The sequence below is a fragment of the Photorhabdus sp. RM322S genome, assembly GCF_042879395.1.
Classification (GTDB): Bacteria; Pseudomonadota; Gammaproteobacteria; order Enterobacterales; family Enterobacteriaceae; genus Photorhabdus; species Photorhabdus khanii.
In genome coordinates this window covers 30,412-49,591 of sequence record NZ_JBHFKW010000001.1, presented here as the reverse complement: position 1 = coordinate 49,591, position 19,180 = coordinate 30,412, and the positions used below count along the sequence as shown (strand labels likewise).

At 40.5% G+C, this 19,180-nt stretch carries 17 protein-coding genes and 1 pseudogene; 11 read left to right on the top strand and 7 right to left on the bottom strand.

Translation table 11 applies throughout. From position 1 onward, the window contains the following. Positions 1-433 precede the first annotated feature (433 nt). The 9 genes from fruB (at position 434) to ACGF63_RS00225 (ending at position 9,777) form a co-directional block, all read left to right on the top strand. Positions 434-1,558 carry a fused PTS fructose transporter subunit IIA/HPr protein gene (fruB, locus tag ACGF63_RS00265; protein WP_387628079.1) on the top strand — a complete coding sequence of 375 codons (1,125 nt, stop codon included), beginning with the start codon at positions 434-436 and terminating at the stop codon, positions 1,556-1,558. Then, positions 1,558-3,225 (top strand): PTS fructose transporter subunit IIBC, encoded by a 1,668-nt coding sequence (gene fruA / locus ACGF63_RS00260; RefSeq protein WP_152962216.1) that lies wholly within the window; start codon positions 1,558-1,560, stop codon positions 3,223-3,225. The genes fruB and fruA overlap by 1 nt, the downstream gene beginning before the upstream one ends. A 147-nt stretch (positions 3,226-3,372) precedes the next feature. Continuing rightward, complete coding sequence (yhfZ, locus tag ACGF63_RS00255) at positions 3,373-4,278, top strand: GntR family transcriptional regulator YhfZ (RefSeq protein ID WP_036849140.1); 906 nt, start codon at positions 3,373-3,375, stop codon at positions 4,276-4,278. A 24-nt stretch (positions 4,279-4,302) separates the two neighbouring features. Beyond that, positions 4,303-4,662, top strand: coding sequence for a hypothetical protein (locus ACGF63_RS00250; protein WP_036849144.1), 360 nt, complete (start codon positions 4,303-4,305; stop codon positions 4,660-4,662). 116 nt (positions 4,663-4,778) lie between these two features. Next, positions 4,779-5,948, top strand: a complete 1,170-nt coding sequence (locus ACGF63_RS00245) for a YhfX family PLP-dependent enzyme (RefSeq protein WP_152962214.1) — start codon at positions 4,779-4,781, stop codon at positions 5,946-5,948. A gap of 38 nt (positions 5,949-5,986) precedes the next feature. Next, on the top strand, positions 5,987-6,877 hold the full coding sequence (locus tag ACGF63_RS00240; protein WP_152962213.1) for a phosphotriesterase-related protein: 891 nt from the start codon (positions 5,987-5,989) through the stop codon (positions 6,875-6,877). An 11-nt stretch (positions 6,878-6,888) separates the two neighbouring features. Continuing rightward, positions 6,889-7,248: a DUF2620 domain-containing protein gene (locus ACGF63_RS00235; protein WP_036849150.1), complete on the top strand. Its 360-nt coding sequence runs from the start codon at positions 6,889-6,891 to the stop codon at positions 7,246-7,248. A 10-nt stretch (positions 7,249-7,258) separates the two neighbouring features. After that, positions 7,259-8,614 (top strand): YhfT family protein, encoded by a 1,356-nt coding sequence (locus ACGF63_RS00230; protein ID WP_152962212.1) that lies wholly within the window; start codon positions 7,259-7,261, stop codon positions 8,612-8,614. Between the two features lie 65 nt (positions 8,615-8,679). Then, on the top strand, positions 8,680-9,777 hold the full coding sequence (locus tag ACGF63_RS00225; RefSeq protein WP_387628072.1) for an aminotransferase class V-fold PLP-dependent enzyme: 1,098 nt from the start codon (positions 8,680-8,682) through the stop codon (positions 9,775-9,777). A 237-nt stretch (positions 9,778-10,014) separates the two neighbouring features. Here the strand turns inward: ACGF63_RS00225 and ACGF63_RS00220 are convergent, their stop codons facing one another. From ACGF63_RS00220 to ACGF63_RS00205, 4 genes are all read right to left on the bottom strand, one after another. Continuing rightward, positions 10,015-10,710: a LuxR C-terminal-related transcriptional regulator gene (locus ACGF63_RS00220; protein ID WP_036849155.1), complete on the bottom strand. Its 696-nt coding sequence runs from the start codon at positions 10,708-10,710 to the stop codon at positions 10,015-10,017. 147 nt (positions 10,711-10,857) lie between these two features. After that, positions 10,858-11,529 (bottom strand): PAS and helix-turn-helix domain-containing protein, encoded by a 672-nt coding sequence (locus ACGF63_RS00215; protein WP_036849160.1) that lies wholly within the window; start codon positions 11,527-11,529, stop codon positions 10,858-10,860. A gap of 30 nt (positions 11,530-11,559) precedes the next feature. After that, positions 11,560-12,240, bottom strand: coding sequence for a helix-turn-helix transcriptional regulator (locus tag ACGF63_RS00210; protein ID WP_387628068.1), 681 nt, complete (start codon positions 12,238-12,240; stop codon positions 11,560-11,562). A gap of 57 nt (positions 12,241-12,297) precedes the next feature. After that, positions 12,298-12,990, bottom strand: coding sequence for a PAS domain-containing protein (locus ACGF63_RS00205; protein ID WP_387628064.1), 693 nt, complete (start codon positions 12,988-12,990; stop codon positions 12,298-12,300). Positions 12,991-13,744: 754 nt separating this feature from the next. Here ACGF63_RS00205 and ACGF63_RS00200 point away from each other — a divergent pair. Further along, positions 13,745-13,991: pseudogene (locus ACGF63_RS00200) on the top strand (S-type pyocin domain-containing protein); the annotation flags it as partial. Between the two features lie 304 nt (positions 13,992-14,295). Here the strand turns inward: ACGF63_RS00200 and ACGF63_RS00195 are convergent. Together ACGF63_RS00195 and ACGF63_RS00190 are read right to left on the bottom strand one after the other, a co-directional pair. Beyond that, positions 14,296-14,976 carry a helix-turn-helix transcriptional regulator gene (locus ACGF63_RS00195; RefSeq protein ID WP_036849167.1) on the bottom strand — a complete coding sequence of 227 codons (681 nt, stop codon included), beginning with the start codon at positions 14,974-14,976 and terminating at the stop codon, positions 14,296-14,298. A 224-nt stretch (positions 14,977-15,200) separates the two neighbouring features. Then, a complete protein-coding gene (locus ACGF63_RS00190) occupies positions 15,201-15,413 on the bottom strand; it encodes a PAS domain-containing protein (protein WP_070974950.1) in 213 nt (70 codons plus the stop codon). Positions 15,414-16,493: 1,080 nt separating this feature from the next. Between ACGF63_RS00190 and ACGF63_RS00185 the strand changes: the two genes are divergently transcribed. Further along, on the top strand, positions 16,494-18,071 hold the full coding sequence (locus tag ACGF63_RS00185) for a phage tail protein (protein ID WP_152962209.1): 1,578 nt from the start codon (positions 16,494-16,496) through the stop codon (positions 18,069-18,071). A 325-nt stretch (positions 18,072-18,396) separates the two neighbouring features. On the opposite strand, the gene ACGF63_RS00180 is transcribed toward ACGF63_RS00185, so the two are convergent. Further along, the gene (locus ACGF63_RS00180) at positions 18,397-19,092 is read right to left on the bottom strand and encodes a helix-turn-helix transcriptional regulator (protein ID WP_036847963.1); all 696 of its coding nucleotides are present in this window, start codon (positions 19,090-19,092) and stop codon (positions 18,397-18,399) included. Positions 19,093-19,180 lie beyond the last annotated feature (88 nt).

The window sequence follows — 19,180 nt, the reverse complement described above, 5'->3', positions numbered from 1 at the left end:
TGCCAATATGATGGAATTTAAGTAATAATTATTAAACTTTCATCAGATAGCAAGCATTTTTTATAAATTTACAAAAATATAAATTTGTAAGAAATTGTTACAAACTGTAAGAAAGTATGACAAGTTCAGCACGGATTCAATTATTTTCAATCTAATAAACTATAAAACGGATAGTCATGATCATTACGACAGAATAATACTATCTGTTTGCTAATTCCTTCAATTGGAGATATTTAAAGAACGATATCGGAAAAAGTGTGCGTAATCTCAAAAAATCGCAATATTATACAGTGCAAATATTGAATAATAATTAATCATACTCCACACTGGTTGAAACGTTTCAGTTTTATCTCATTTTCCTTTGTGGTGGGTTTTAACGCTTTTTTTCTCAGCATAACTGAGACGATTCTATCTTCAGTAAGAGAGGAAAACCATGTTCCAGTTGGCTCTGCAAAATATCCACACTGGTGCAACTGCAACCAGTAAAGAGGATGCTATTCGCCAGGTGGCGGCCATGCTAGCCGCTAATGGTAACGTCAGTGATGACTATGTTGACGGCATGCTGCAACGTGAAAGGCAAATTTCTACTTACCTTGGCAACGGTATCGCTATTCCGCATGGCACGATCAATACCCGTGATTTGGTGCTGAAAACCGACGTACAGGTATTTCACTTCCCACAGGGTGTGGAATGGGATAAAGGCGCTATGTGTTATGTGGTCATTGGTATCGCTGCATGTTCCGATGAACATTTGTCACTATTGCGTCAGTTAGCACACCTGTTGAGCGACGATCGCATTGCCGGGCAGCTAAAAACTGTCGATTCAGCTCAGGCACTGCGTAGCTTGCTAATGGGAGAAGGCCAGCAAGCCGAGTTTAAATTCGATACCAGCCTGATTTCTCTGGATATTAATGCTGGCGATCTGATGACACTACAAGCGCTGAATGCCGGGCGGTTACAACAAGCGGGTGCGGTGGATACGACTTTTATCAGTAAAGTGATTAACAGTAAGCCGCTGGATCTCGGACAAGGTATTTGGTTGAGCGACAGCCCCGACGGTAACTTAGCTAGCGCGGTAGCCGTCAGCCGGTTATGCACGCAGGACAACGAGGTAGTGGTGATGCTGTTGACCGTTGCGGTTACCGACGACCAACCGCTGAATGTGTTGCATCACCTGAGCAATTTGCTATTAACACAAAAAGCGGAATGTTTGCTGAAGGCTGATGCGCCGACAGTGCTGGCATTGCTGACCCGTGGCGCACCAGAGCAAAGTGAAATATTCAGCGGGGAGTTCGTCGTGTGTAATGACCACGGTTTGCATGCCCGTCCAGGTGCGGTGTTGGTCAACGTTATCCGGCAATTTTCCAGTGAAATTACCATGCTCAACCTTGATGGTACCGGTCGACCGGTAAATGGCCGCAGCCTGATGAAAATCATGGCGCTGGGCGTTAAAAAAGGTCATCGGCTTCACGTCGTTGCCAACGGTGATGATGCACAGCAGGCGATAACTGCCATTGGTGAAGCGATTGCTTCCGGTTTGGGTGAGGGGGAGATGTAATGAAAACGTTGCTTATCATTGATCCTTTGTTAGGACTGGCCGGAAGTTATCTGGTGAAAACTGTCCTCAGTGCTGCTGCGGCGGAAAATGGTCTGATACTGACAGAAAATCCGGTTGAAGCCGATTTGGTGGTAGTGACTGGCGATACCATACCTGCCGATAACACCCTGAATGGCAAGCGAGTTTATCTTGGCAACACGGAACAGGCATTGCATGCGCCGGAAGATTTCTTTCGGCAAGCAAAAGCTGACGCACAGCCATATCAGATGCCGGCAACTGACCTGAGTTGTGACACAAAACGTATTGTTGCGGTTACCGCCTGTCCTACGGGGGTGGCGCATACCTTTATGGCAGCCGAAGCTATCGAAACCGAAGCCAAAAAACGTGGCTGGTGGGTGAAGGTGGAAACCCGCGGTTCAGTGGGGGCGGGTAATGTCATTACGCCGGAAGAGGTGGCAGAAGCGGATCTGGTGCTGGTAGTCGCGGATATTGACGTGGATCTGGCGAAATTTGCCGGAAAGCCCATGTACCGTACCTCAACCAGTCTGGCGTTGAAGAAAACGGCTCAGGAGTTTGATAAAGCATTGGTTGAAGCAAAGCCTTTCGAGCCGGAAAGGCAAGATGCTAAAACCGGGCAAGGGGAAGAGAGCACTGGCATCTATCGCCATCTGTTAACCGGTGTCTCTTATATGCTGCCGATGGTGGTGGCGGGTGGGCTGTGTATCGCGCTGTCATTTGCCTTTGGTATCACCGCATTTAAAGAACCGGGCACATTGGCGGCGGCGCTGATGCAGATCGGTGGTGGTTCGGCTTTCGCCTTGATGGTGCCCGTGCTGGCAGGTTATATCGCTTTCTCAATCGCTGATCGCCCCGGTCTGACGCCTGGACTGATTGGCGGCATGTTGGCCGCCAGCACTAACGCGGGCTTTATCGGCGGCATTATTGCCGGTTTCCTTGCCGGTTACACAGCGAAGCTGATCAGTGCCAAAGTGAAGTTGCCGCAGAGTATGTCAGCATTAAAACCGATCTTGATTATTCCGCTGTTCGCCAGCCTGATTACCGGTCTGATTATGATCTACGTTGTCGGTAAACCGGTCGCCGGTATTATGGCGGGTCTAACGCATTGGCTTTCAAATATGGGCACAACCAACGCGCTCCTGTTAGGTGCCATTTTGGGTGGGATGATGTGTGCCGATATGGGGGGAGCGGTAAACAAAGCCGCCTATGCGTTTGGTGTCGGTCTGCTCAGTTCACAAACCTACGCGCCAATGGCTGCCATTATGGCGGCGGGAATGGTTCCACCGTTGGCAATGGGCGTGGCGACACTGATTGCCCGGAAGAAATTCGATAGCGTTCAGCGGGAAAGCGGCAAAGCCGCATTGGTGTTGGGTTTATGCTTTATTTCCGAAGGGGCGATCCCTTTTGCTGTCCGTGATCCGATGCGTGTACTCCCATGTTGTATCGTCGGTGGTGCGGTGACCGGGGCTCTCTCTATGGCCGTGAGCGCACAACTGATGGCACCGCATGGTGGCTTGTTTGTACTGTTGATCCCAGGGGCTATCACACCAGTACTGGGTTATTTGATGTCGATTATTGTCGGTACACTGTTGGGAGGATTAACTTACGCAGTGCTGAAACGTCCGGAGCCAACCACAATCAAAGCGTAAAAATAGTTTAATGAAGAGACGAATTTTGCGGCAATTGCAAAAAAACACTCATTTAATCGTGACCTCATTCGCATTTTTACTATTTTCCGATTGTTATTTGTCTCCTTAAATCGGATATAAATACATTCAAAAAAATGAAGAATAATTATGAGTCATGGTCTGCTTAAAAAAGAGGGGGTCGCTCAGGCATGTTTGGCGCGTTATCTGCTAGGTGAGTGCAATGGTAACCGCTTGAAGACCATTGAAGAGCTGTCATCTGACTATGCGTTGTCGGTTGGGTTGGTACAGTTTGCATTAAAAAAACTGGAGAATTCCGGTGCAATTTGTGTGGATCGACGGGGGCGTAACGGTAGTTACCTGGTCAGTCTGGATCACAAGGCGCTGTTAGCACATGCCGATATCGGTAACGTGGTTTGTGTGATGCCGTTGCCTTATACCCGATTGTACGAAGGGCTGGCGAGTGGTCTGAAAGCGCAATTTGATGGTATTCCGTTTTACTTCGCTCATATGAGGGGTTCAGACGCCAGGGTGGAATGTCTGCGTAACGGCATTTATGACCTGGCAGTGGTCTCTCATCTGGCGGCGCAAACTTATCTGGAACAGCGTGATGTATGCTCTGTACTTGAATTAGGCCCACATACCTATGTTGGCGCACATCAACTGATTTATCGCAAGGGAGGTGAACATAACATCCGTCGTGTTGGGTTGGATAATCGTTCTGCTGACCAGAAGATCATGACTGAGGTGTACTTTGCCGGGCAGGATATCACGCTGGTGAATATCTCTTACCACGAGAGCCTGTACAAAGTGGCGAAAGGTGACATTGACGCAGTGATCTGGAACGTTAGCAGAGAGGATGAACTGAGTTCCCGGGAGCTTATTGCGGTACCGCTCCATGGAAATCCGTTCTTTATACAAGCTTCTGAGGCGGTGATTTTAACCAGAGTTGATGACATTCCGACTCAACAACTTTTACGTACTACAGTGAATAAAACAGAGTTGTTAGCTCATCAACAACGTGTACTGACAGGTCAACAGGATCCAAGTTATTAGTTTGAAATGGACGGAGTAAATGAAATGGAAAATCGACTGAATCTGCTCTGTCAGGGAAATGTCATCGATCAGGATATCTGTGATGGCATGCTGCAAGTTGTGACTCAGCTTGAGAATGATTGGGAAATCCCTGTCAGGAACGGGCTGGGAGAAATGGTAATAACACATATGGCAAATGCGTTGATGCGCTCGCGCCGGGGAGAACAAATCGGTTCAATGGATGCTGAACTGCTGATGGAAGTACGTCAATCTGATGCTTTTGCGCATTTGCAGGCGATTAACGCTTCGTTGCTGGCACAATTTGACGTGCAATTACATCCCTGTGAAGAGGGTTATCTGCTGGCGAACTTGTTTAGCCTTTGGGCGGCAAAAGATCAGGAGTAGCACGGCAACAGAGGTGAAGGAATTTTTTTTCCATCAAATATTCAAAAAAATAATTATTTAAACATTTATTTCTTGCTTTGGCATTGACCGCTGTCAGGCGTACAAGGAGGTACAGCATGTTTATTAACGCACTAAAAAAACAAAATCCTGCACTGATTGAGGCCGCCCATACATTATGGATGCAAGGAGCTTTACTGCCTGATACTTATGTCATTGACGTTGATCAGGTTTTGGAAAATGCCAAACGGTTGCTTGCGGTAGCGGAGTACCATGATATTGCGCTGTACCTGATGACTAAACAGGTTGGGCGCAACCCCTGGTTGGCACATAAGCTGATAATACTGGGTTATCAGGGTGTCACTGCGGTGGATTTTAAAGAAGCCAGGATATTAATGAGCAGGAAGATTCCGGTTATCCATGCCGGTCATCTGGTGCAGATCCCCCGTAACATGATGCTCTCTGTGATACAGCAACATCCGGAAGTTATCACGGTATTTTCTTTGGAAAAAGCGGAGGATATTTCCTGTCTGGCACAGCATGAGGGAAATGTGCAATGCATTATGCTGAAAATCTATGATGATCATGATCATTTATATCCTGGACAGGAAGCGGGTTTTCATTTGTCGGAATTGAACACCGTTGTTCAACGCATTATGGCAATGCCCGGCGTAAAACTGATGGGATTAACGCATTTTCCCTGTTTGTTGTGGCAGGAGGCTTTGCAACAGACACTGCCTGCATCAAACTTATTTACCTTATTAAAAGCAAAAGACATTTTACAGCGGGCAGGGGTTGAGGTAACACAGATAAATGCCCCGTCGGCGTCAAGCTGTACCACCTTGCCGTTACTGGCAAAATATGGTGTTACCCATACAGAACCCGGACACGCACTAACCGGAACAATCCTTGCCAATTTTCAGGGAGAGCAGCCCGAACGTATTGCCATGCTGTATCTGACAGAAGTATCCCATCGGTTTAATGGCAACAGCTATTGCTATGGAGGCGGTTATTATCGTCGTGGGCGAGCTCATAACGCGCTGATATTCATGCCAAACGGCCAGATCATATCCACTCACCTGTTACCGATGGATAACAGCAGTATTGATTACCACTTTTCCCTTAGCGGTGAATTTCCGGTCGGCTGTGCTGTCGTGTTGTGCTTTCGCACTCAGATATTTGCTACCCGCAGTGATGTGGCGTTGGTTAGCGGCATCCAATCAGGGCATCCGGTATTGGAAGGGCTTTACGACAGCCAGGGAAATCGTATCCCTGCTAATGGGGAATAAATTCATTTGCATCATCCTCACATTTGGGCAGCATTCTCATGACTCAGCAAGATAGATTTGATGCATCCGGCTATACCTATGCGCATGAGCATCTGCATATTGATTTATCGTCATTTAAAAACAACCTTGACTGCCGGCTGGATCAATACGAGCTGATTTGTGATGAGATGAAAACATTGGTCAGCCTGGGTGTACGCAATATTGTAGAAATGACCAATCGCTACATGGGGCGTAACCCACAGTTTATGCTGGATTTAATGCGGGATTCCGGCATTAACGTAATCGCCTCAACCGGTTATTACCAGTCTGCTTTTTTTCCTCAGCATGTGGCACACACCACAGCCCGACAACTGGCAGATGAAATGATCGCTGAGATTGAGCAGGGTATTGATGCTACAACGCTGAAAGCTGGGGTCATTGGGGAAATTGGTTCCAGCAAAGGGGTGATTACGCCAGATGAAGAGAAAATATTTCACGCTGCGGCTATCGCGCATTTGGAAACCGGGCGTCCTGTCTCTACCCATACGTCATTAGGCACGATGGGGCTTGAGCAATTAACGTTACTGAAAAAGCAGGGCGTAGATGCTGAACGGGTGGTGATTGGTCATTGTGATCTCAGAGACAATCTGGACAACATACTACGCATGATTGAACAGGGAGCTTACATACAGTTCGACACGATTGGCAAAAACGATTACTACCCGGATGAAAAACGGATCGCCATGTTACAGACATTGGCCCAACGCGGCCTGCTTAACCGCGTCATGTTATCGATGGATATTACCCGCCGTTCCCATTTGAAGGCCAATGGTGGCAATGGGTTTGAATATTTAATCAGCACCTTTGTGCCGATGTTAAGCCATGCCGGATTGACACAGATAGAAATTGATTTGATGTTACGTGATAACCCTGCTGTATTTTTCAAATAAAGGAAAAACATATGAGATTTGTTATTGGAGGACAAATTGAGAAGGAAAAAATTGCTGAAACCTTACGCCGCCTGGCCGGGGATAAAGTCTCATCCATTACTGTAATGGGCGACATTGATGCCGCTATGGCCCTCAAGAGCGGTAATGCGGATTACTACTTGGGGGCTTGTAATACCGGTGGAGGCGCTTTGGCAATGGCGATTGCTATCGTGGGTATTGATAAATGCGTCACGATTAGCATGCCGGGGAAAATCCTGCCTGATGAAGAAATTATTACCCATATTAACGCGGGGAAAACGGCATTTGGTTTTACCGGTCAGGATATAGAAGCCGTTATTCCGGTGGTCATCAGGGCTATTTTTTCTTCATGAGGACAGGAAGATGGAATATGAGTTTTTCACACGTTTAATGGAAATTGATCCGTTTAAAGCGGGTTTATTGGCCGTTATTGGTGGAATATCCACCATGATGGCTAACCGTGGCATCGCGGTGTTTCATGATGGTTTGCGCCCTTTAATCCCGGAACATCTTGAAGGGCGGATGAATCGTAAAACCCTGGCTGCGACCAGTTTTGCCTTAAGTTTTGGCTTGGTTATCGGTTTTGGTATCCCGTTTTCGCTGACGGCGCCAATTATTCTGGTGCATAGCCTGTTGCTGGGAACCGACGTCATTGGCACTTGGTGTGCAAACAGTAAAAAAGGTTTCATATTTTCCGGGATCCTGGGGGCACTGTATGCCGTCGCTTTGATGACGGGTTTACGATCGGTTGTCGATATCTTTGCCCATTTGCCGGTGAATTTCATGAACAACCTGAGCAAAGTTGGCGATCCCATTGTTGCCTGCTTCGCGTTGTTTCCTGCCATTGTTGTGGCCTATCAATACGGATATGGCAAAGGGATATGGGTACTGATTGCGACATTGGTGGGGTATGTCGCGACCAAAGCGATAGGCTCACTGAGTTTTGGCGGTTCCCTGGATAAACCGGTACAACTGGATCCTAACGGGATAGCGCTGCTGATTTCGATGATTGTGATGTTCTACTTTGCCATGAAAGAGCGTGCGCCCAAAGCAGGGGATGGGCCGGCCACGGCGAAAGGCGCGAATGAGATGCTGGTCGGCTTGTTTTCCACGCGGATCCAACGTATTCAAAACAACCTCTGGTTACTAGTGCTCAGTGGGGGTCTAACTGCGGTAGCGGCCTCGATGTCACTCAGTTTATTGGCGGAAGGTCCTGTATCACTGCAACTGATGGCTCAGGGTGAAGGGGCTAATGCCATGTTGGTTGCGCTTGCCAGGGCGATTAGTTTTGTTCCGTTAGTGGGGATGACGGCGATTGCCACCGGAGTTTATAGCCCGGTCGGCATGAAGTTCGTGTTTGTCGCTGGATTAGTCACGAATAACCCGTGGATCGCCTTCATTGCCGGCAGTGTGATTATGTTTATGGAAATCAAACTACTGGCAAGAATTGCTATCTGGCTGGATAAATATCCTGGCGTAAAAGCATGTGGCGACCATATTCGTACTGTCATTACCCGTATGTTAGAAGTTGCGCTATTGGTAGGGGGAATGATTGCTGCCAATGCTATCCTGCCGGGCATGGGATTTATGGTGGTAGCGGGCATTTACCTGCTCAACCGTACATCTAAGCGTCCTTTGGTTGAAATGGCTATTGGGCCTATTGCAACGATTATTGTTGGGGTTTTAGCCAACATTATCCATTTGATAGGCATCGGTTAATCGAATCAACTTCCCCCTTTATTTTACGATGAAAAAAATAAAGGGGGAGAGCAGGGGAGCAGATATTGAACACTTATCCATTACATAGTCTGAATATGGAGCAGGCACAGCAAAAACAGTTTCGTTTGGTTGATATTATCTGCCGTCATTTTCCCGGCGCAGACTTTCTTACCACGGGAGATTTAGGGTTGGTACCGGGGTTGAACCAGCCACAGATGACACAGCGAGTTGAGCGGATCATTGCTGATTTCTTTTCGGCTGAGGCTGCTGTGTTGGTGCAAGGGGCGGGAACTGGTGCAATACGTTGTGGTTTAGCGGCATTGCTCAAGGCAGGCGATACCTTGCTGATTCATGATGCGCCGTTATATCCCACGACAGCGATGATTGCTGAACAGATGGGATTACATCTTGTTCGGGCGGATTTTAATCAACCAGAACAAATACGGGTTGCGATTTTGCAACATTGGCCGATGGGGGGATTGGTACAGCATACGCGGCAGAAAATTGATGATTCTTATGAGCTGGCGGCTGTCATATCACTGCTGAATGCGGCGTCACTACCGGTTCTGGTTGACGATAATTATGCTGCTATGAAAGTGGAACATATTGGTTGTGAATGTGGTGCGGCGTTATCGACTTTTTCCAGCTTTAAACTGTTCGGTCCGCAAGGTGTCGGTGTTGTGGCAGGTCAACAAACGCTAATAGACCGCATCCGGCGTAATATGTATTCCGGCGGAAGCCAGATACAAGGATTTCAGGCATTAGAAGTATTGCGTGGACTGGTATTTGCGCCAGTGATGCATGCGATACAGGCTCAGGTTAATGAAACGCTGGTTATCTGGCTTAATCAGGGCGTTATACCGCAGGTAAAACAGGCGGTTGTCGCAAATGCACAATCGAAAGTATTGCTGGTGGAATTTTATGAAGAGATTGCAGAGCAGGTACTTTGTTTTGCCCATCAACTCGGTGCATTGCCTTATCCGGTGGGGGCCGAATCAAAATTTGAAATACCGCCGCTGTTTTACCGGGTGTCCGGTACATTCCGTCAGTCTGATCCCACATTAGAAAAACGAATGATAAGGATAAATCCCAATCGAAGTGGGGCGGAGACGATAATGAGGATTCTGAATCAAAGTTGTGCGCAGGCCGTCGCCTTGCTGTAAGTAAGAGGCTAAAGTAAACAGAAGATTATTCTGGACACGGTAACATCCGCCGCAATGGGCGGTATATAGTCAGTCATCCAAAACGTTTTCAATATATTATTTTGATTATAAAAAATTCAGCATAAAGCCTGATCATTTGAGGGAGTAGAAAAATTTGTGATGCCATTATTGTATTCCTGATTATTACTTCAATGATCAATAGTTTAGTAAGAAACGGCTAATAGTAAAATCGATTATTTATAATAAGAAATGACCTATGGACCGAGAATATCTTGGTGGGATATAGAGGTCATAGCCCTTTTCTTTGCAAAGTAACCTTAACTCCAAAACCGATCCGACGGAGAGTTTCTCATAAATATTTTCAAAATGTTTTTCCACAGTACGGCATGAGATATTCATTTCCGTGGCTATATCTTTATTGCTAATACCACAGCAAAATAAAAAAATAATTATCCACTCTTTATCTTTCAATAAATTATTGGGTGGCCTGGGGCAGATAGATATTGGCATGTTATTCTTAACATAATGAGTTATGGTAAAATAATCTATTTCTTTGGCATGAGAAATGATTCCTATGCATTGATTATTCTCACACATCAGTGGATATTTTTCGCAAAAATAGGATTTAGGTAGCTGACCACTACCTTGAGGATAAGTACCAATAGATGATATTCGTTGCATACACGCTAAGACTCTGCGCTCATGTTCTTTAAAATGGTGAGCGAAACCACTAACTGGTGTTGGTAATTCTTCATCAGTGTACCCTATAATATTAAAGTTTTCAGGTAACTTATTGGCTTTAATAAACATGCTATTTGCGTAAATAAAACGAGATTCTTTATCTTTTACAAACCAAGGGTCAGAACCTTTGTCCCACATATGTGTTAACTGAGGGGTAATAAAGGGGACTTTTTTAAATTCTGATTGACTCATATATATCCTTTAAGGCAATTATTGTTTTTTAAAATTATTGAACATAAATACTTATTAACAACAAGGAAAAAATCCCATAGAGCTGTCTATTTTATCAATAAATAATGAACAAAGGTAGTATATATAAACCGGGAAGTAATACGTAATCTAAGACAATAGGAATTTTTCTGGGATATAATGATTGAAATTATTGGCCAGACAGTATTCTTCCAGTTGCCGACTAGAGTTTATGCCTATTTTACGATATATTTTGGTCATATGTGTTTCAACCGTATGATAGGCGATATTCAGTATTTTCCCAATCTGTTTCCTTGAGTGCTTCTGTAAAAAGAGAAAGATGATATCCCATTCGCGTTGAGTAAAAAGATCCGTCGGTGGTTGGAGTATAATGGATGATGGTAGTTTTTCATAAAATTGACATAATTGGGTCAAAGAGTATTCTTTTGCTTTCCACATATGGTACATAATTCCCACACAATTACCATTGTCATGATAAAGCGGTAATTTTTCGCAAAAATAGGATGACAGAGTTTGCTCTTGTCCGAATACATGAGTTTCAATTGAACATACTCTTTGTCTTTTTATCATTGTATTTTTATCGTGAGTAATAAATTCTTTTGAAAAAACAGCACCGTCCCAGGGAAGTTCATGATCATAAAGCCCTTCATAATCAAATGATTCTTTAAAATTGTGAATAAATTTTTTTGTTGCTGAATTACCATAAATAAAATTTGAAGAACTATCTTTTATCCCCCATGGTTCATTACTCATTTCCATTGTATTAATAATTTGCGGTGATATTGTATAGTTCTTCTTCATGTTATTAAAAACTCCTTTTTAATCTAGAGGTTAAAGAAACATTTTACTTTCCGGATTCACAAATCTTTCTGGTACATAGAGATCGTAATCATTCAGTCGGCAATAATCTTCCAATTGATAACTGGAATTAACACCAATTCTTTTATATATCCGTGAAATATGAGTTTCAACAGTGCGATAGGAAATATTCAAAATCTTGCCCATTTGTTTACTGGTATATTTTTGTAAAAGAAGGAAAATAACATCCCATTCCCGCTGGGTGAATAAATCAGTCGGTGGTTGGAACATAATAGAGGCAGGGAGTTTTCCATGGTATAGACGGGTTAATGAGAAATCTTGAGCTTGCCAACCGTGATATATAACGCCTATGCAGCTTCCGTTTTCATGATAAAGAGGATATTTTTCAAAAAAATAAGATGACAATATTTTTTCTTTTCCAAAAATATGTGTTTCAAGTGAACATATTCTGTCTTCTTTTTCCATCACTTTTTTATCATGGAGCATGTATTCTTTGGAAAATTCAGCACCATCCCAGGGAAGCTCATCTTCATAAAGTCCTTCAAAATCGAATGAACTTGAAAAATTTTTAAGAGATTTTAATGCTAAATTACCATAAATAAAACATGAATTTTCATCTTTTATTCCCCAAGGGTCATCACTTTGCTCTAATGTATTAATTACTTGGGATGAAATGGTTAATTTACTATTCATATTATCATTCCTCTTTTTCTAGTCTTAAAATTTGACTATTAATATTTAAGTTTATAGTCAATTTAATTCTATACTACCAATAGTGACAAATCTTTCTGGAATATAAAGATCTAATTTGTTTTCTTTGCAGAAATCGTTTAATTCTGCATGCAGTGGCAAATCAAATTTTTTGTAAATTGACTGAGTATGGTTAATCACATCTTCCGTACTTATCATTAATTCTTCACTGATACTCTCTTCATCTAATGAACGAAGGATCAGAAAGAGAACTTCCCATTCAGTTTGCGTCAATACGTCATTAGGTGGTATGAATTGCAGTGCTGACGGAGATGTTTTTTCATAATAATAAGCAACAGAAAAATTTTCAGTTTTATACATATGAAAAGTAATACCAATACAATTACCCTCTTCATCACAAAGTGGATATTTATTACAAAAATAGATTTGCTTAATCTTATGTTCTTCAAATGGATGAGTTTCCAATGAAGTAACCCGTTGCATGGTTTGAATAACTTTTTGATCCTGACGGTAGAATTCCTTTTCATATTCCGCAATAGGAGAGGGTAATTCAGCTGTTGAAAGCCCGATAATATCGAAATCTTCTGGTAAATTGAGTAGTTGATAAAAAGCGGAATTGGCGTAGATAAACCTTGATTGGCGATCTTTAGCTCCCCAAGGCTCACTACTTCTTTCCCACGTATGAATTAATTGTGGGGTGATACTATTGGATTTGTTTTTTATATGTTGCATTTTGACTCCTGAATGATTATTTCAGCCGTTATCTACGAGGTCTGCCTGCGAGTTATACCTTATTTATACCTAAAATATCTTGGTCCCATAATAGAATATAATAACTCGCGCGTCAAAATACATATATTTATTAATTAAACCTTTTATTGTTTTATGTAGGGAATTTAATTGTGAGTAAATATAACAATTAATACTATTAAATATAAAAACATTTTAGAGTGATTACTAAGTAATTAAATTAATGAATTAGATTATTAAGTCATTGGCAATTAAGTGACATATGTCAAGAATTTTCTGTCATGAGCTGAAGATGGAGCGAGCTATTGCTGTGACAATGATTTGTAACAGGATGAAAGAAAAGGTGTTATCTCTGAGCCAGAATAATGCGAATAAAATAGTACTTAATTGAAATAATGTGCGATCAATTAAAGAATGCTTCTTAAATAGAGCAGGCGAGATATTGTAATTCGGTAATATATATTTTGGAAATGTAAGCATAATCAACTATATGAGCTTTTCAGCCAAAAATATGGGTTTAAATTTACCTACTGTTGGAATAGCTATTCTTAAATAAAATTAAGGTTAGTCAAGTTCTGCTTAATTTAGTTTTTGAAGAATAATGGGATAAAAAACTTACTTAAAATGGTATAGCTACGAGATATAAAGTTGTATTTTAAGTTCAACTTAGATATTTGTAACAATCCGGTGCTGGATAAGCCGTGGGATAAAAAATTGCCATGGTATAAACGGTGGAAGTGGCAGGATGACAGTTCAGGGGTATCATGTCGGCCGCGGAAAGCGGTCTGGGTAAAGTGCCGGTTTGCAAGATGAAACTGAATCGGACCATCGGTAATTATGCATTCTGGGAGTCGGGAGAAAAGGATTTCTGCGATTATATTCTGATCTTCCCCATTCTGAATATGCCGCCAGTGCATGTGTATTTAAGTAAACTGCCGGTGAAACCGCTAGCAGTGGGGGAATATCATGATCTGGCTGGACGCAGTTGTCATGATGAGATGAATAAGGGGGGATGAGTAATGCTAACAGTGATTAAAAATTTAGGGCTAACGGCCGATTTTTTAGTTGAAAAACAACTTATCCGAACCGGAAGGTTTGAATATATGTTTGAAGGGGATGAAGCGTTTTTTTGCAAACCTGAGTCAGGTCTGAGGTTGGTTTCGTTTTGGATGAAGAACTATCTTTTATTCCCCACGGCTCATTGCTCATTTCCATTGTGTTAATAATCTGTGGTGGTATTGTCTAGTTCTTCTTCATGTTAATAAAAACGTCTTTTTAATCTAGAGGCTAAAGAAACATTCTACTTTCCGGATGCACAAATCTTTCTGGTACATAGAGATCATAATCATTTATTCGGCAATAATCTTCCAATTGGTAACTGGAATTAACGCCAATTTTTTTATATATCCGTGAAATATGAGTTTCAACAGTGCGATAAGAGATATCCAACATTTTGCCCATTTGCTTACTGGTATACTTTTGTAAAAGAAGGAAAATAATATCCCATTCCCGCTGAGTAAATAAATCAGTTGGTGGCTGGAACAGAATAGATGCAGGGAGTTTCCCATGATATAGACGGGTTAATGAATAGTCCTGAGCTTGCCAACCATGATATAGAACGCCCATACAACTCCCATCTTCATGATAAAGAGGGTATTTTTCAAAAAAATAAGATGACAGAATTTGATCTTTCCCATGTACATGTGTTTCAAGTGAACATATTCTTTCTTCTCTTTCCATCACTTTTTTATCATGGAGCATGTATTCGTTGGCAAAATCGGCACCATCCCAGGGAAGTTCATGTTCATACAGCCCTTCGTAGTCAAAAGAACTTGGAATATTTTGAAGTTGTTTAACTGCTTGATTGACATAAATAAAACATGCGTTTTTATCCTTTATTCCCCAAGGCTCATTACTTTGCTCTAATGTATTAATTACTTGGGATGAAATGGTTAATTTACTATTCATATTATCATTCCTCTTTTTCTAGTCTTAAAATTTGATTATTGATATTTAAATGTATAGTCGATCTAAATCTATTCTACCAATAGTGACAAATCTTTCTATAATATAAAGATCAAATTTATTTTCTTTGCAGCAAATCGTTTAATTCTGCATGCAGTGGCAAATCAAATTTTCGGTAAATTGACTGAATATGATTAACCACATCGTCTGTACTTATCATTAATTCCTCACTGATACTCTCCAACAGGAGAGAGTAATTCAGCTGTTGAAAGCCCGATAATATCGAAATCTTCTGGTAAATTGAGTAGTTGATAAAAAGCGGAATTGGCGTAGATAAACCTTGATTGGCGATCTTTAGCTCCCCAAGGCTCACTACTTCTTTCCCACGTATGAATTAATTGTGGGGTGATACTATTGGATTTGTTTTTTATATGTTGCATTTTGACTCCTGAATGATTATTTCAGCCGTTATCTACGAGGTCTGCCTGCGAGTTATACCTTATTTATACCTAAAATATCTTGGTCACATAATAGAATATAATAACTCGCGCGTCAAAATACATATATTTATTAATTAAACCTTTTATTGTTTTATGTAGGGAATTTAATTGTGAGTAAATATAACAATTAATACTATTAAATATAAAAACATTTTAGAATGATTACTAAGTAATTAAATTAATGAATTAGATTATTAAGTCATTGGCAATTAAGTGACATATATCAAGAATTTTCTGTCATGAGCTAAAGATGGAGCGAGCTATTGTTATGACAATGATTTGTAACAGGATGAAAGAAAAGGTGTTATCTCTGAGTCAGAATAATGCGAATAAAATAGTACTTAATTGAAATAATGTGCGATCAATTAAAGAATGCTTTTTAAATAGAGCAGGCGAGATATTGTAATTCGGTAATATATATTTTGGAAATGTAAGCATAATCAACTATATGAGCTTTGCAGCCAAAAATATGGGTTTAAATTTGCCTGTTGTTGGAATAGCTATTCTTAAATAAAATTAAGGTTAGTCAAGTTCTGCTTAATTTAGTTTTTGAAGAATAATGGGATAAAAAACTTACTTAAAATGGTATAGCTACGAGATATAAAGTTGTATTTTAAGTTCAACTTAGATATTTGTAACAGTCCAGTGCCTTACTTCACTTCTGAAGATTCTGTATCAATGGATTATAGGTTTTATGAAAATAAATAAGAATTCGTTGGTATTTTGGTATTAATTATTTCAATAGATCCAGTGAATATTATTTCGGAAAATTTCATAAAGCAATAAAAGGAGGAACTTAATGAGATAAATATAAATGGTTTGGGTATATTTTCGGTTGAAAATTGTTAGGTTATTTATTTGTGCTGATTATATAAAAATAGTTACCCTTCTAAGTCATAAGAGTATTTCATTATTATTGCCTAGGGCTAGACTGTGATTGGCGTAAGTTTCCGGGGATTATTTTTACAATAATTCAATATGTTGATTATAAAATAGTATTATTTAATTTGAGGAAAGTATATGAGTCTCAAGAATGATTTTAAAGCTTTTTCTATGAGTAATAATGCTAATGTAGTGAGTCAAGAAAGATATGAAGAAAGCCCGTCTTTAAAAACGGGTTTTCCACCAGAAAATATTACCACTCTTTTGCTCAATAAGGTGTTACGTCAGTCGTCAACGATATCATCTGTACTGGCTAATTTTATTGCTACCCAGTGTGGCGATGATGTTCTGGATGATGGGGACGTAGCCAAGCTCATCACACAATTAAACCGAGCTTTAGAACAAAAAATCACAACAACAGTTCCAAATGCCTCATTAACCCAAAAAGGAATAGTTCAACTCACAGATAAAACAGGCGATAGTTATTCACTTGCAGCAACTCAGAAACTTGTTTCTGATATCAATAATAATGCTAATAATAGATTAGCAAAAAACCAAAATGGTGCAGATATTGCTGATAAAAATGCGTTTGTGAAAAATCTCGGTTTGTCAGAAACAGTCAATTTGGCTAAAGATGCAGTGCCGAACAGCAGGAAAATTAATGGGAAGTTGTTGAACGGAGATGTCGTTCTGAATGCCGGGGATATAAGAGCATTTAGGCTCGGATTGACAGGAAAATATTCTGTTGATAATCAAGTCCCTTGGAACGCAGATACAGGGTTATATGATTTGTTGAACCCTGGGGTAGATTCTGCACATGTTGCTCATTTCAATAATGGCGTTGGAAGCTGCCCAGCTTTTCAGCTGAAAGTGCAGTACAAAAATAGAGGGATTGCTTATCGTTCAGCCCGTGATGGTTATGGCTTTGAGGAGGGGTGGGTTGATATTTATACAACAAAAAATAAACCGACTGCGGCGGATATTGGTGTATATGCAAAATCTGAAGGATCTGAATTTATCCAGGCAAAGTATGTTACTCAAGCAAATATAAGTGATTTTACCGCCTGGATAAGATTATTGCCGCAGGGCGGTCATGCATTCAGATTTAGTGAAAATCATGGTGGTATTGGATATCCATGGTCAGGCGGCTATGTAACAAGAATGCATGATATATGGGCTGGATTTATCGCACATTATGACAATGCGGGTATCAGCTTTATCCACGGAAATGATGGGGGTGGAGATACAAAAGTTAGCCGACTTTGGACAGATAAAAATGCGCGTCCTGATGCTAATGGTAATCTTAGAGTATCCAGCCCGGTTGTAGATATTCATCCAGACGGAACTTATGAGCTAACTAGCGAAGCTGAAGGTGTTACTGTTAAACGCGTAGATACAGGAAAATATCGTATCAGTGGCTGCAATGGTTTTGCTAAAGATGGTGCGTGGGGAATTCGCCGAGGTACTATCGTTCCGGCAGACAGCAACGGGTTAAATCTTATTTGGGTTTATGAATCGGTGAACACATCCAGCGGTGATATAACAATTGAATGTTACCATCGTCAAAATGCAGAGGCTCCGAAATTTGCTCAAAATAAGCGTGTCAAAAGCGTAACGGCAATAGGGGAAGCAGTTTATTACAATGATGGTGACCCATGCGATATTCCAGACGGAAGAGTAATCAATGTTCGCGTGCAACTACCTGAAAAAGAATAATAAATAATGTAATCAGGGCTATGTAGCCCTGTATTACTACAACTCATTATGAATAATGGTAACTGATGTTAAAGTGCTAATTATAATAGCTTGTTTATCACAGGGAGTTTGATACTAAAATCTGCGAAAAAATATACATTTGGATATTTAAATGTTAACTATTACGATGAATCTAATATACGCTTAGTAAAACACGATGGTTTATACATTATGAATGATATTTGTTGATGTGAAATTATTTTAGAAAATTTACATTCATCTCCTTAGCTAATTAGATTAATTAAATAAAGCAGAGAAAGAAATACATAATGATAAAATCGATTGTTTATAATAAAAAGTGACTTGTAGGTTGAAAATATCTTGATGGAATATATATATCATAGCCATTTTCTTTGCAAAATAATCTTAATTCAATTGATGATCCGATTGATAGTTTATCATAGATACTTTCAAAATATTTTTCCACGGTATGGCATGAGATTCTCATTTCATCAGCAATACATTTATTGCTGATGCCGCGACAGAATAAAAATATTATTATCCATTCTTTCTGCGTTAATATATTGTTAGGTGGTCTAAATCTAATGGATATAGATGTATTATTCATTATGTAATGAGATACTGCGAAATGATCTATTTCTTTGGCGTGAGAAATGATGCCAATACATTGATTATTTTCATCCATTAATGGATATTTATTACAAAAATAGGATTTAGGCTGTTGACCATTGCCTTGAGGGTAAGTGCCTATAGATGATATTCGTTGCATACATTCTAAGACCTTGCGGTCATGTTCTTCAAAAAGGTCAGCAAAATGATTGAATGGTGTAGGTAATTCTTTATCAGTATATCCAATAATATTAAAGTTTTTAGGTAACTTATTGGCTTTAATAGAAGCTGTATTTGCATAAATAAAGTGGAATTCCTTATCTTTTACGAACCATGATTCTGTGCTTCTATCCCATGTATTTGTTAACTGGGTGGTAATGAAAGGAACTTTTTTACATCCAAATTTTTTCATAAATAACCTTTAAAAAATTATTGAATATAATTATGATATTTGCAAATAAAAATATATTTCAGAAAAATTGGCTATTTTTCCATTAATT